Raw genomic sequence first — 13,410 nt, 5'->3', positions numbered from 1 at the left:
CCATGGACACCCATGGCCAGACGGCGGCCGACGCCCTCGACGTGCTGGACGACCTGACGCGCTGGCGGCTCGGGCCCCAGCAGTGGGAGCGGGTGGCCGAGCTGCTCGCCGCGCTGGAGGAGACGCTGGCCGCCGGTGAGCAGGAGGCCGTCAGGCGTGCCGTGACCGCCCTTGAGCTCGCCGGTCCCGTGCGCATCACGCCGATCGGCTCGACGCCCGAGCTGCCTCCTCCCCCGCGTGTGCGCGATCGGCGCAACGCCCTGGTGCACCGGCTCGGCGGGCGCACGTCGCAGGAGGACGACGACGAGGAAGGCGGCGATGAGCGGCGCACCGGCTGACCAGGAGCTGGTCGTGCACGTGTTCGCCCCGGTGGAGGGGCCTTCGGCGGCCGAGGCCCACGAGCAGGTGCGCGAGATCTGGTCGCGCTGCCGTACCCGTCTCGGGATGACCGCGCCGATCGCCGGGGTCGGCCTGCCCACCGCGCTGCCGTCCGGGCCCGGCCGTACTGTGGCGCACGAGGCGCTGGCGGCCAGGCAGGACCCGGTGAGCGGGCACCAGGCCGTCGTCCGCAGGCTGCACGACGTGCTGAGCCTGTCGGTGGGGTTCACCTGCCGGGGCGGCGACGCCGGATGGGCCGGGTTCGACCGGTTGTGGGAGGAGCTGGCGGGCGGCGGGACGGGCGCGCTGCTCGGCGTCGCGCGCATCCATCAGGCGCTCGCTCCCCCGGGCTCGACGGCCGACCTCGCCGCGCTCGCCCGCTCGTGCGTGCCGCGTGCGGGGCTGCGGGCGCGCTGGTGGGAGCTGCCCGCGCACCGGCACGACGCCTTCACCGTGTGGGAGAGCGGGGCCGGGGACGACGACCGCGCCGAACGCCGTCTCGTCGTGCTCTCGCCCGCCTGCGCCGCCGCCGAGCTCAGCGCCTGGACGTGGAGCGACGGCGGCACCGCGATGCCGCCGCTCGGCCGCTACCTGATGCACTGTGCGAAGATCCGCTACCAGATGCGGGTGTGGGGCGAGGGCGAGGAGGCCGACAGGCTGAGACGGCGTGCCGACGAACGCGCCGCCGGGCTGCCCGACCTCATGCGCGTCCCCGGCCCCGCCCTCGCGGCCGAACTCGACCGGCTGCGCCTGGACGAGGCCGGGCTCACCACGACGGCCGCGGCGGTGCGCAGGATGCGGCACACCGTGGAGATCGCCTCGGCCAACATGACGGCGGCGCTCGGCGATCCGATGCCCGAGGACGGCAGGCTGGCCGGGTGGTTCGCCGCGGACCTGGACGACGCCGTGCGCTATCTCGACCTCGCACTCGGCCACGTCCGCGACATCGGGGCGATCGCCGGCAGGGCCGCGCCCGTCAGGCGGACGCCTGCCTCGCGCCCGGGACCGGCCAGGGTACGGGCCAGGCTGGGGTTCGCCGTGGATGTCGTGGGCTACAGCACCAGGACCTCGCCGCAGCGCGACGACGTGCAGGACCGGCTGGCCGCCCTGTGCGCGGGCGTGCTCGGCGACCTGGGCGCCGACCCCGCCGAGATCGACCGCCAGGACACCGGCGACGGTATGAACGTCTTCCTGCCCGCCAGCCTGGAGCTGCACGTCGCGCTGCCGATCCTGGTCAGGTCCTGGCACGAGCGCCTGACGGCCGACAACCGCAGGTACACCGACCGTGTACGGCTGCGCATGGCCGCCGCGTTCGGTCCCGTCGGCGTGGCCGCGATCGGCTGGTCGGGCCAGACCATCGTCGAGGTCAGCCGCATGCTCGACAGCCCGCCCCTGCGCGACGCGATGGCCGAGCACGAGGGCAGCGACCTGGTCGTGATCGTGGGCGACTCGCTCTACCGCCATGTGGTCGGCGAGGGCTATCCCGGTCTGGACGCCGACGGCTTCCGGCGCGTCCGGGTCGAGGTGAAGGGCTTCACCGCCGACGCCTGGCTGTGGGTGGCCCGGTGAGGGCCGATCCGGTGGAGGAGGTGCTGGCGCGGGTCGCCGTGCTGTTCGACGGGCATCGGCTGGGCGAGGCCGAGCGGCTGCTGGCTCCGCTGGCCGCCTCCCCCGCCCTGCTGGCCGTCCTTCCCGCCTCGCGGCGCTGCCGGGTGCTGCTGGAGTGGGGCTGGCTGCTCGGCGCGACCCAGCGCCATGCGCAGGCCCGCGTCGCCCTCGCCGAAGCCGTGCGTACGGCCGAGCGGCTGCATCCGCGCGACCTGCTGTGCGAGGCGTTGCGCGAGTCCGGCGTCGTGGCGCGTTACGAGGGCGAGCACGGCGAGGCGGAACGGCTGCTGCTGCGGTGCGAGGAGGTGGCCAGGGCCGAGGGCTACGACCTCGACCTCGGCCAGGCGCTGTTCCTCAGGGCCACCGTCGCCCACCACACCGGGGAGTTCGTACGGGCCCGCCGGCTGCTCACCGAGGCCGAGCGGGTCGCGGGCGGGCGCCAGGAGGGCGACAAGGGCGTGCAGCTGCTGGCCGACGTCAGGCGGGAGCTCGCGGTCTCGGCGCGGCTGGCCCGCGACTTCGACGCCGCCAGGGCCTTGCTGGCCGAGGCACGGGCCGGGTACCTCAGCATCGGCCGCAGGGTGGGCGCGGCCAACGCCGAGCGGGAGCTGGGCGCGGTGCTCGAACAGCTCGGCCACGAGCAGGAGGCCAGGGCGCACTACGCCGCGGCCTTCACCGGGTACCTGCGGGCCGGTCGCCGCATGGGGGCGGCCCAGGCGGCCAGGCGGCTCGGCTACCTGGAGCTGTTCACCTCGGCCGAGGACCCGGCGGCGGCGCGGCGTGCCGGGCGCAGGTTCGCCCAGGCGTTGCGCCTGGGCGCGGGCGAGCCGACCAACGCCGCGCTGACGACCGTGTACTCGGCCAAGCTGGCCCGCGCCCAGGGCGACCTGGACCTGGCCGACGAGCTGCTCGACGCGGCCGTACAGCTGTATGTCGCGATGGATTCCGGCTCGCACGTCGCCAGGGGCCTGTCCCAGGTCGCTCTGGAGTCCGCGCTCGTCGCCAAGGACAGGGGCGATCGGCCGCTGACCGTCTCGCGGCTGCGTGAGGCGCTGGCCGGGCTCGCCGTCGCCGACGACCCGAGCGCGTCGAGCCTCGTGCACTACCACCTGGCGACCGAGCTGATCCTCGACGACCAGGTGGAGGAGGCGGCAAGGTACGCGCTGGCCGGGTTCGCGCGCAACGAGGCCGACGGCATGCGGCTGCGCGACCCCGCCGACCGCCGCGCCTTCTACGTCGGCCACCGCCACAGCTACGGCCTGGCTTTGCACTGCGCCACCAGGGCCGGTGACGGGCGCGCCGCGCTGGGCGTGGCCATCGCCGCGCGCTCGGACGTGCTGGCCGCCTTCGTCAGGGCGGGCGCCGGGTTCACGCCCCGGCTGCACGAGCTGATCGGCGACATCACGCTGGAGAGCGCGCGGCCAGGCCCGCGGCTGCGCGAGATGTACGCGCGGCTCGAACACGAGACCTCGCTCCAGATGCGCCAGGCCGTCGAGGGCGGCGCCGACGTGGACGAGGTGATCGCCGCACTGCCGCCCGGCGGCCACGCCCTGCTGCTCGACGTCATGGAGGAGGACGACACCTACCTCAACCGGATCTGGATCGGCCCCGACGGCGTCCCGCACGTCGACGAGAGCGTGCTGCCCGCGCCCGTACGCACCTTCCTCGACGGCTACCACCACGCCGGGCACGACGCCGCGTGGCGTCCGCAGCTCGGCGACCTGGCCGCGCTCGGCCGTGCCGTCGTGCCCCAGGGGCTGGCCGACGCGCTGGCCGATGGGGGCGATCCGCCGCTGGTCGTCTCGACCGGCGGTGTGCTCGGTCCGGTGCCGGTCGCCGCCGTCGTGGTCGGCGGGCGGCATCTCGCCGAGCTGGCCAGGCTCGCCGTGGTGCCCTCGCTGGCCCTGTGGCCGGCGCTGCGCGGGCGTCCGGCGCGCGAGGGCGTGGGCACGCTGGCCTACCTCGACCCCGATCTGCCCGGCGGGCGGCGGGAGGAGCGTGCGCTGCGGGAGAACCTCGGGCCGCTCACCCTGTCGGGCGCGGAGGAGCTGCACGGCCTGCTTGCGGACGCCGGGCACTACGCCGCCGTCGTGGTCAGCGCGCACGGCTTCGCGCCTCCGGACGACGGCGATCGGCATCCCGGGCTGGCCCAGGGGCTGGCGCTGGGCGGCGGCGGGCTGCTGACGGCGGCGCACCTGCTCGGGTGCAGGCTGCCGGACGCGTTCATCACGGCTTCGTGCTGGTCGGGGCGGCTGGCCGTACGGGCTGCCGTCGAGCCGTTGGGGCTGCCGACGGCCGCGCTGCTCGCCGGGGCCAGGTGGGTGCTGGCCGGGACCGTCGACGTGGGCGGCACGCCCACGGCCACCGTGCTGCGCGAGTTCTACCGGCGGCTGGCGGCGGGCGACGCGCCCTCGACGGCGTTGCAGTACGCCCAGGTCCTGTGGCTGCGCGACCGGCCGGGCGCGCCGCCGGGCGCGTGGGCCGGGCTGACCGTGATCGGCGACGGCTTCGGCGGCACACGGCCGGTCACGGGGTAGGGCCAGCCCTACCCCGTGACTACCGCGCGCACTATCGATCACTGTTCCCGCGAAAAATACGCTGATCACCTGGGGTTCCAGTGACAGGTACGGGGAGTCGGAATGGATGATCGGAGCGCGGTGGCCGTCGGCCTCGCGGACGTGCGCAAGGTGTACGGGCGGGGCGGCGGCGGGGTGACCGCACTCGGCGGCGTCACGCTGGGGTTCGCGCGTGGCACGTTCACCGCGGTGATGGGACCTTCGGGTTCGGGCAAGAGCACCCTGCTGCAGTGCGCGGCGGGATTGGACCGGCCGAGCGCCGGATCGGTGACGTTGGACGGCGTCGAGCTGACCTCGTTATCGGAGCGTGACCTGACCGCCCTGCGGCGCGAGCGCATCGGCTTCGTGTTCCAGGGCTTCAACCTGCTGCCCGCCTTGACGGTCATGGAGAACATCACACTGCCGCTGCGCCTGGCGGGCAGGCGCGCCGACCATGCCCTGGTCGAACGCGTGGTACGGCGGGTCGGGCTGGCCGAGCGCGCCGGGCATCGGCCGTCGGAGCTGTCGGGCGGCCAGCAACAGCGGGTGGCCATCGCCAGGGCCCTGGTGACCAGCCCTGCGGTGATCTTCGCCGACGAGCCGACGGGCGCGCTCGACACCAGGACGGCCCGCGAGGTGCTGCGCCTGCTGCGTGCGGCCGTCGACGAGAGCGGCCAGACCGTCGTCATGGTCACGCACGACCCGGTGGCCGCCGCCTACGCCGACCAGGTCGTGTTCCTGGCCGACGGCAGGCTCGCGGGCGCACTGCGCGCGCCTTCGGCCGACGCGGTCGCCGAGCGCATGACGCATCTGGGCGCCTGGGCCGACGACGAGGTCGCCGGGGCGGTGCGCTGATGTTCGGCATCGTCGTCCGCTCCCTGCGTCACCGTGCCGCCGCCTTCGCCGCGACGTTCATCGCGATGTTCCTCGGCGCGGCCGTCGTGCTGGCCACCGGCGCGCTGATGGAGACCGGTATCCGCGCCTCCGCGCCTCCGCAGCGCCTGGCCGCCGCCGCCGTGCACGTCCTGGCCGACCGGTCGGTGGCACTCTCCGAGCGCGGCGACGCCGAGACCGGCAGGCTGCCCGAGGCGGTGCGCGTCGAGCGTGCCGTCGCCGATCGGGTCGCCGGGGTGCCGGGCGTGGCCTCGGCCGTACCCGATGTGAGTGTGCCTGTCTCCTTCCGCGGCAGGGCGCTGTCCGGGCACGAGTGGGCGAGCGCCGTGCTGGCCCCCTATGCGCTCGCGTCCGGCGAGCCGCCCGCTCGGGGCGAGGTCGTGGTGGACGCCGGGCTCGGGGTGCGGGCCGGCGACACGGTCGACCTGGTCGTACGCGGGACGCCGGAGCCCTTCCGGGTCAGCGGGACGGTCGCGACCGGTGCGGTGTTCTTCTCGGGCGCCGACATCGCCAGGCTGGCGGGCACGGACCTGGCCGACCTCGTCGGCGTCGTCCTCGCGCCCGGCGCCGACCTCGCCGAGGTGCGGGACGCCGTGGCGCGGGCGGCGGGCGACGGGCACGTGCTGCTGACGGGCGACGACCGCGGCGTCTCGGAGTTTCCGGGCGTCGAGGCCGCCGGGGTGATGCTGATCATCATCGCCGGGGTCATGGGCGGACTGACGATCTCGGTGGCGGTGTTCGTGATCGCCTCGACGCTGATGCTGTCGATCCAGCAGCGCGAGCGTGAGCTGGCCATGCTGCGCACGATCGGCACGACGCCTGGTCAGCTGCGCTCGATGGTGCTCGGGGAGGCGGTGCTGGTGGCCGTGGTGGCATCGGCGCTCGGCTGCCTGCCCGGGGCGTGGTTCGGGCGATGGCTGCTCGTCAGGCTGGCCGAATCGGGGATGGTGCCGCCGCAGCTGACCTTCCAGCAGGGCGTGCTGCCGGTGCTCGTCGCGGTGGGCGTCGGGCTGCTGAGCGCGGCGGGCGCCGCGCTCATCGCCGCGCACAGGGCCGCGGTGATCAGGCCGGCCCAGGCGATGTCGGAGTCGTCGGTGCAGCGGCGCTGGCTGACCTGGCCGAGGGCGGCGCTGGCCGCCCTGACGATCGCCGGGGGCGTGTCGCTCGTCATCGTCACCGTGGCCGTGTTCGACGGGCCGATCGCGGCGAGCACGGCCGGGCCGACGTCGATGTTGTGGGCGCTCGGCCTGGCGCTGCTCGCCCCGGGCGTGACCGCACTGGCGGTGCGGCTGCTGCGCGGGCCGATCCGCATGCTGTCGGGCGAGCCCGGCAGGCTCGCCATGCTCAACTCCGGGAGGTACACCGTACGGGTGGCCGCCGCCGCGACGCCGATCATGCTGGCGGTCGGGCTGGCCACCGCGAACATCTTCCTGCAGTCCACGACGACCGCCGCCGCGCACCAGGCCTTCACCGACACGCTGCGCGCCGACGCCGTGCTGACGGCCACGGCGGGCGGCGTCGCTCCCGGGCTCGCCGACGAGGTGCGCGCGGTGCCGGGTGTGAGCGCGGTGTCGCAGGCGGTGACCTCGTCGGTGTTCGTCGTCGACCCCGCCGACGGCGCCGACGACGGCAGGCCCGTCCAAGGCCTGGAGGCCGAGGCGGCGGGCCGTACGACGGGGCACAAGGTGACGCGCGGCTCGCTGTCGGCCCTGTCGGGCGACTCGATCGCCCTGCCGGACTCGCTCGCCGAGTACTGGGGCGTCGGACTCGGCGACACGGTCAGGCTGCGGCTCGGCGACGGCACCGCGATGCAGGCCGAGGTGGTGGCCACCCTGGCCGCGCGGCCCGGCTTCGAGGTGCTGCTCATGCCGGTCGCCGTGCTGGCCCCGCACACCTCCGCCGGGCTCGCCTCCCAGCTCCTGGTCCGGACGAGCGACCAGGCCGCGTTGAGCGCGTTCGCCGCCGGTCGCAGCGACGTCGTGCTCGGCGACAGGAACGCCCAGGTGCGCGCCTTCCACGAGCAGTCGTCGATCGGCGCGTGGATCAACTCCATGCTGGCCGCCATGATCGCCGCCTACACGGTGATCGCCGTGGTGAACACGCAGATCATGTCCACGGTCGCCCGCAGGCGGGAGTTCGGCCTGCAGCGGCTCACCGGCTGGACGCGCGGGCAGGTGCTGCGCATGGTGACGGCCGAAGGGCTGCTGGTGACGGTCATCGGCGTGACGCTCGGCCTGGTCGTCGCGGCCACCACGCTGGTGCCCTTCAGCCTGGTGGTGAAGGACTCGCCGATGCCGTCCGGCTCACCGCTCGTCCTGGCCGGGATCGTGGTCGCGGCGGCGGTGCTCACCCTGGCCTCGACGCTGGCTCCGGCCTGGCGGACGATGCGCGAGGCGCCGGTCAGGGCGGTGGCCGCCCACCAGTAGGCGGGCGCCCCGCGTCACGTGAGGCGGTACAACGTGCGCGGGGTGGTGAGCCACTCCTCGTCGATGAAGCGGCCCGAGACCCGGCCGGTCAGGCAGAGCCAGTTGTCCAGCCACAGCTTCAGACTGCCGGTCGGCCGGGTGAGCATCGGCGAGTACAGGTCGATGGTGCCGGGTGTGCTCGGCACCAGGCCGGTGGTCAGGCCGTCGAACATCGAGCCCGGCGGCACCTCGGCGATCATCAGCGGGCTGAGCCTGTCGCTGGTGGCGCCGTCGCCGTACTCAAGGTCGTGCACGCCGAGGCCGAGAGCGTTCCAGACGATCTGCATGAACCGCCTGCCGCCCGCGGTCAGGCCCCGGGTGACGAGCGGGGGGCCGCTGATCGTGACGACATGTGTCCAGCCGGGCGCGTGCGGGCCGATCCACACCGCCTCGCGCAACGCCATCGGCTCGTACCAGCTCATCGCGGTGCCGAGGTCGCAGAGCATGGCGGAGGAGGGATCGGCCCCGAGGAGGGCGGCGACCGCCTGCGGGTCGTCGTCCTGCACCCAGGTGCCGGTGAACGCCTTGCCGAAACCGTGCGCGTCCAGCAACGACCATTGGTCGCGTGCGGGGAAGGCCACCCGCATGTCGCTCATCGCATGCCGACCGGGCCGCGAATGCTCCATTGCCGCCTATTCATCGGCCCCCCAATGCGAATCCACAACATGTCGTTATCCACTGCGCCTCTCCGCAGGGAGGTGGCGGGATTGTGAAGTATTCCGAGTGATCGCCGGGAATTCAATAGCGATTTCTCATGTGACGCGAATCACAATGTTTATCCACGCGCATTTCAACTAAATCGGCGGCGATTTCGCGGCGCCCGGGGTGGCGGGGACGGGCCGGGGGGCACGCGGCGTAAACGGGGCGCAGCACCCGATGGATACGATGCGCGGCAGGCACGAAGAACGAGAAGAGCACGACTGATCATGAGCCCCCAGCCCACATCCCCCGCCAGGCCCATGCGCGCCGACGCCCGCCGCAACAGGGAGCGCGTGCTCGCCGCCGCCAAGACGGCCTTCGAGACCGAAGGCCTGGCGGTGCCGCTCGACGAGATCGCCCGCAGGGCCGGAGTAGGCGCGGGCACCGTGCACCGGCACTTCCCCACCAAGGAGGCCCTGCTCGACGCCGTCGTCGCGGGCGCGGTGCACGACCTCGCCGTCGAGGCGCGCGAGCGTGTCACGGACGACGACCCGGGAGCCGCCTTCTTCGGCTTCCTCGCCTTCGCCCTCGAACGCGGCGCCGCCAACAAGGCGCTCACCGGCGCACTCACCCAGCCGGGCGACGACACCCGCCCCATCGCGGCCGGCCCCGCCCGCGACCTGCTCGACGCCGTCGCCGCCCTGCTCGCCCGCGCCCAGGAGGCCGGAGCCGTACGGCCAGGCCTGACCGCCATGCAGGTCAAGGCGGTGCTGGTCGGGCTGTTCGCGGGCACCGCCTGGCTCGGCGACTCCCCCGAGAACCGAAGCCTGCTCCTCGGCCTCGCCTGCGACGGGCTACGCCACCGGGACGGGTGACGGGCTGCGGCCATGGGCGGGTGAAGGGGCGCTGAGGCGCGGGCACGGGTGGCCAGGTGCGGTTGACCGGGTGCAGGGCTGCCGGGTGTGCGGGGGGCGTTCATCGGGGCTTCAGCGGCTGGTCGCCTGCGGTCACTACGGTGAGGCCTCGTCGCGTCACCGACGGCCCTGGAGGGCTCCATGTCCCGTGCCACCCTCACATCCGCCCTCGCCCTGGCGCTCGCGGCCACCGCGCTCGCCCTTCCCGCCGCCGTCTCAGCCTCGACCTCGGCCGATCCTCGGGCCCGGCGGCCGGTCGTCGTCAAGGACGTGACGATCCCGCCCGTGCCGCTCGGCGAGCTGCAGTCCTCGATCGCCGACGACAGGGGCATCCTGCTCGGCGGCCTGGGCAGCGGTCTGTATCCCGCCGCCCGCCGCGGCGACTACTGGATGGTCACCGACCGAGGCCCCAACGGCCAGCCGACGGTGGGCGGCGAGAAGCGCCGCTCGTTCCCCGTGCCCGAGTTCAGCCCGGCCATCGTCCAGGTCGCCACCCGATTCGGCGTCGAGATCAAGAAGTACATCCGCCTGACCGGCAGCTCGGGCAGGCCCGTCACCGGCCTGTCCAACCAGAGGGGCCACGACGAGCGCCCCTACACCTGGGACGGCGGCAAGGCCCTGCGATACGACCCCAGCGGCGTCGACACCGAGGACATCGTGCGCACCCGAAGCGGCGAGTTCTGGCTCGTCGACGAGTACGGCCCCTCCCTGCTGCGCGTCTCGGCCAAGGGCCGCGTGCTGGAGCGCCACGTGCCCAAGGGCCTCAGGCTCAAGGGGGCCGACTACCCGGTCAGGGAGACGCTGCCCGCCATCCTCGCCACCCGCCCGCAGAACCGGGGCTTCGAAGGCCTGGCCATCGACGGCCGTACCCTCTACCTGGCCGTGCAGAGCCCCCTGCAGAACCCGGACAAGGCCGCGGGCGACGCCTCCCGCACCGCGCGCATCCTCACGTTCGACATCGGCTCGCGCAGGGTCACGGGCGAGTACGCCTACAGGTTCGAGGCGGTCGCCGCCTTCGACCCGAAGGCCGAGGGCGACCAGAGCCAGATGAAGATCTCCGGCCTGGCCTACGCGGGCAGGGGCCGCCTGCTCGTCGACGAGCGCACCGACAACGTCGCCCGGATCTACCTGGCCGACCTGTCGAAGGCGGCCAACCTGCTCGGCGGCCGCTACGACAGGGCTGCCACCCGCCCGTCCCTGGAGGCGCTCGCCGCACTGCCCGCCTCCGTGCGTCCCGCGCGCAAGTCCCTGCTCGTCGACCTGGCCGAGGTCGCGCCCACCCTGCCGGGCAAGGTCGAGGGCGTGGCGCTGCTCGACGCCCGTACGCTCGTGGTGGCCAACGACAACGACTTCGGGCTCGGCGACTTCGACGACAACGGCCGCCTGGTCGACAGCGGCGTCAAGAGCCGCATCGTGACGATCCGCCTGCCCAGGCCGCTGCGCTGATCCGCCCTCCGGCACGCCGATCCCGGGATGAGGAATAGTTGGCGTGGGCCGACGTCGATCCTGGGAGGCATCGTGGACAAACGGCGCAAGGTCGCCAACCCACTGGCGCTGGCGGTGCTCGCGTACCTGACGTTCGAGCCCATGCATCCCTACGAGCTCGGGCGCAGGCTCAAGGAGCACCGCCAGGACCGCAGCGTCAGGTACACCAGGAGCTCGCTCTACATGGTGATGGAGCAGCTGCGCAAGGCCGGGTACGTCGAGGAGGTCGCGACCGTGCGCGACACCCAGCGGCCCGAACGCACGATCTTCACCATCACCGCCGAGGGCCGGGACGAGCTGCGTTCCTGGCTGCGCGAGTCGGTGGCCGAGCCGCACGAGGAGTACCCGCACTTCGGCGTCGCCCTCTCCCTGCTGGCCGTGCTGCCGCCCGCCGAGTCGATCGACCTGCTCGGCGCCCGGCTGACCACGCTCCGGGCCAAGGCCGAGGAGAGCAGGCAGGAGCTGCGCGAGGGCAGGCAGGCGGGTGTCCTGTGGGTCTTCCTGGCCGAGGAGGAGTACCGCCTGGCCATGCTGGAGGCCGAGACCCGCTACGTCACCGGCCTCGTCGACTCGCTCGGCGACCTGCGCGACACCCCGTGGCCTTCGGCTTGACCGGCGCTTGAACACCCGCTGTACTTGAGCGCGCACGTCAGGTGACGACGCGGGAGCGGAGCGAGGTGGGCATGACGGCGACTGTGCGCGAGGTGGTACGCCATGTGGTGGCCGATGTCGCACCGCACGAGATCCCGCTGTTCGACGGCCTGGCCGGCCTCGACGACAGGCACATCACCCGCCGCCTCGGCCGGGGACGGCGACGCGGCCCGCTCGGCTTCGGCGTCACCGAGGTCGTCGCCCTCGTGACGCCCGTGGCCTGGATGGTCGTGCAGACGCTGGCCCAGCGCGGCGTCGACACCGCCGTCGACGGAGCCGCCGCCCGGGGCAGGCCGCTGCTGCGCCGCATCCTGCGCAGACCGCCCCGGCCGGACGTCGTGCCCGCGCTCACCCCTGCCCAGTTGCTCGCCGTACGGGAGCAGGTGCGGGCGCAGGCGCGCAGGTCGGGGCTGGACGCCCGGGTGGGGGAACGGCTCGCGGACGCGGTGGTCGCGCGGCTGGCGTGTGAAGGCTGAGGATGCGGCCCCGGGTGGATCAGCGGATCCACGGTGAGGGGACGAACAGGCGGTTCGTGTTGCTGGTGGCGCTGCTGCTCCTCGCGTGTGCCGTGTTGTGGCACCGGGGTGGGCTCGCGGTGCTGTCGGGCGAGTACCTCCGCATCTGCATGGGCGTCGTCGGGGCCGATCCGGCGGCGCCCGGGTTCCACTACGACCGGACCGTGCTGACGCACCTCGCGCGGGTGAGCTCCTGCCGTGGCGAGCTGCTGCGCGAGGTCGCCTGGATCACGCTGGGCGGGACGGCCCTGGTGACGCTGACGGCGTTCGCACGGTATTGGCTGAGGCCGGTCCTGCTGTCCAGGGGGCTGACCGAGGTGCCCGCCCACCTGGCGCCCACGCTCGACCGGCTGGCCGAACGCGCCGGGCCGCCCCACGGGGTGCGTTTCGCCGTCGACGCCTGCGCCATGGGCACTGCGGGCGCCCTCACCTTCGGCCGGGCCGGGCGGTACACGATCAGCCTGGACGCCGGGCTGGCCGACCTCGCCTTCAGGCGGCCTCACGTGTTCGAGGCCGTCGTGCTGCACGAACTCGCCCACGCCGACAACCGGGACGTGGAGATCGGCTACGCGGCTCGCGAGTTGTGGCTGGCGTTCCTGTGGGGGGCGCTCGCGCCCTACGCCGTGCTCATGGGGTGGGTGGCCCTGGCCGGGCCCGCCTTCTGGCCTGGCGATCGGCCCGCCGGTCCGGCGGGAGCGGTGCTGGTCGCCGTGCTGCCCGCCGTACTGGGGTATCTGTCCTATGCCGAGATCCTGCGCAGCAGGGAGTTGTGCGCCGACCTCGACGCCCTGGACCGGGGGGCCGATCCGAGCGCGTGGGCGGTCCTGGGGCGGGGCGGCGGGCCGCTCGCGGCGCTGGGGCAGGCCGCGGCGGCGGTGCTGCGCGGGCATCCGAGTCTGCGCAGGCGCAGGCGCAGCCTCGGCAGGCCGCCGCAGCCGCACGGGCCCACGGTCACGATGACGCAGGTGCTGCTGCTGCTCGCCACGCTCGTCGTCGGCCTGTGGCTGGTCGGGCGCCTCCCCCTCGGCGGCTGGCCGCCCGCCGTCGTGGCCGTGCTCGGGTACACGGCGGCGCCCGTGGTCGTGCTCGCCGCCGGGTCGCTGCTGGTGGCCGCGTCGTGCTCGCCGAACGTCATGCGGAGGGCACGGGCGCGTCCGCGGCGGCTGGACCTGCGGCGTGCGGTGGTGTGGGGGGTGCTGCTGGCCGGGTGGACGGTGGTGATGCTCGGCGTGGATCCCCTGGGCGTGACGACGGCGCGGCCCGCCGACGTGCACTGGGGCGAACGGCATCGGATCACCCCATGACC

At 74.1% G+C, this 13,410-nt stretch carries 11 protein-coding genes; 10 read left to right on the top strand and 1 reads right to left on the bottom strand.

Going from position 1 to position 13,410, the window contains the following annotated elements:
• The first annotated feature begins 2 nt into the window (after positions 1–2).
• The 5 genes from ACTWNK_RS13125 (at position 3) to ACTWNK_RS13105 (ending at position 7,861) form a co-directional block, all read left to right on the top strand.
• Positions 3–338 (top strand): CATRA system-associated protein, encoded by a 336-nt coding sequence (locus ACTWNK_RS13125; RefSeq protein WP_474304194.1) that lies wholly within the window; start codon positions 3–5, stop codon positions 336–338.
• The gene (locus ACTWNK_RS13120; RefSeq protein WP_474304193.1) at positions 319–1,947 is read left to right on the top strand and encodes a CATRA conflict system CASPASE/TPR repeat-associated protein; all 1,629 of its coding nucleotides are present in this window, start codon (positions 319–321) and stop codon (positions 1,945–1,947) included. The genes ACTWNK_RS13125 and ACTWNK_RS13120 overlap by 20 nt, the downstream gene beginning before the upstream one ends.
• Entirely contained in the window at positions 1,944–4,523 is a 2,580-nt protein-coding gene (locus tag ACTWNK_RS13115) for a CHAT domain-containing protein (RefSeq protein ID WP_474304192.1), read from the top strand. Before ACTWNK_RS13120 ends, ACTWNK_RS13115 begins: the two co-directional genes overlap by 4 nt.
• Before the next feature lie 102 nt (positions 4,524–4,625).
• Positions 4,626–5,396: an ABC transporter ATP-binding protein gene (locus ACTWNK_RS13110; protein WP_474304191.1), complete on the top strand. Its 771-nt coding sequence runs from the start codon at positions 4,626–4,628 to the stop codon at positions 5,394–5,396.
• On the top strand, positions 5,396–7,861 hold the full coding sequence (locus ACTWNK_RS13105) for an FtsX-like permease family protein (protein ID WP_474304190.1): 2,466 nt from the start codon (positions 5,396–5,398) through the stop codon (positions 7,859–7,861). The genes ACTWNK_RS13110 and ACTWNK_RS13105 overlap by 1 nt, the downstream gene beginning before the upstream one ends.
• A gap of 14 nt (positions 7,862–7,875) precedes the next feature.
• Here the strand turns inward: ACTWNK_RS13105 and ACTWNK_RS13100 are convergent, their stop codons facing one another.
• Positions 7,876–8,487 (bottom strand): hypothetical protein, encoded by a 612-nt coding sequence (locus ACTWNK_RS13100; protein ID WP_474304189.1) that lies wholly within the window; start codon positions 8,485–8,487, stop codon positions 7,876–7,878.
• Between the two features lie 339 nt (positions 8,488–8,826).
• Here ACTWNK_RS13100 and ACTWNK_RS13095 point away from each other — a divergent pair, with 339 nt between their 5' ends.
• From ACTWNK_RS13095 to ACTWNK_RS13075, 5 genes are all read left to right on the top strand, one after another.
• Positions 8,827–9,414, top strand: coding sequence for a TetR/AcrR family transcriptional regulator (locus tag ACTWNK_RS13095; protein ID WP_474304188.1), 588 nt, complete (start codon positions 8,827–8,829; stop codon positions 9,412–9,414).
• 180 nt (positions 9,415–9,594) lie between these two features.
• Positions 9,595–10,899, top strand: a complete 1,305-nt coding sequence (locus ACTWNK_RS13090) for an esterase-like activity of phytase family protein (RefSeq protein ID WP_474304187.1) — start codon at positions 9,595–9,597, stop codon at positions 10,897–10,899.
• Positions 10,900–10,971: 72 nt separating this feature from the next.
• Entirely contained in the window at positions 10,972–11,550 is a 579-nt protein-coding gene (locus ACTWNK_RS13085) for a PadR family transcriptional regulator (RefSeq protein ID WP_474304186.1), read from the top strand.
• Between the two features lie 71 nt (positions 11,551–11,621).
• A complete protein-coding gene (locus tag ACTWNK_RS13080; RefSeq protein ID WP_474304185.1) occupies positions 11,622–12,065 on the top strand; it encodes a hypothetical protein in 444 nt (147 codons plus the stop codon).
• A gap of 14 nt (positions 12,066–12,079) precedes the next feature.
• Positions 12,080–13,408, top strand: coding sequence for a M48 family metalloprotease (locus tag ACTWNK_RS13075; protein WP_474304184.1), 1,329 nt, complete (start codon positions 12,080–12,082; stop codon positions 13,406–13,408).
• The last annotated feature ends 2 nt before the right edge of the window (positions 13,409–13,410 follow it).

It is taken from the genome of Nonomuraea sp. IBHARD001 (genome assembly GCF_056106265.1).
The sequence above is the reverse complement of the archived record's forward strand: the minus strand, read 5'-3'. Positions and strand labels throughout refer to the sequence as shown.

Bases quoted from the DNA above. Each gene is read 5' to 3' on its own strand.
- ACTWNK_RS13120 (WP_474304193.1), top strand. From the start codon at position 319: ATGAGCGGCGCACCGGCTGACCAGGAGCTGGTCGTGCACGTGTTCGCC.
- ACTWNK_RS13125 (WP_474304194.1), top strand. From the start codon at position 3: ATGGACACCCATGGCCAGACGGCGGCCGACGCCCTCGACGTGCTGGAC.
- ACTWNK_RS13105 (WP_474304190.1), top strand. From the start codon at position 5,396: ATGTTCGGCATCGTCGTCCGCTCCCTGCGTCACCGTGCCGCCGCCTTC.
- ACTWNK_RS13110 (WP_474304191.1), top strand. From the start codon at position 4,626: ATGGATGATCGGAGCGCGGTGGCCGTCGGCCTCGCGGACGTGCGCAAG.
- ACTWNK_RS13095 (WP_474304188.1), top strand. From the start codon at position 8,827: ATGAGCCCCCAGCCCACATCCCCCGCCAGGCCCATGCGCGCCGACGCC.
- ACTWNK_RS13100 (WP_474304189.1), bottom strand. From the start codon at position 8,487: ATGCGGGTGGCCTTCCCCGCACGCGACCAATGGTCGTTGCTGGACGCG.
- ACTWNK_RS13090 (WP_474304187.1), top strand. From the start codon at position 9,595: ATGTCCCGTGCCACCCTCACATCCGCCCTCGCCCTGGCGCTCGCGGCC.
- ACTWNK_RS13080 (WP_474304185.1), top strand. From the start codon at position 11,622: ATGACGGCGACTGTGCGCGAGGTGGTACGCCATGTGGTGGCCGATGTC.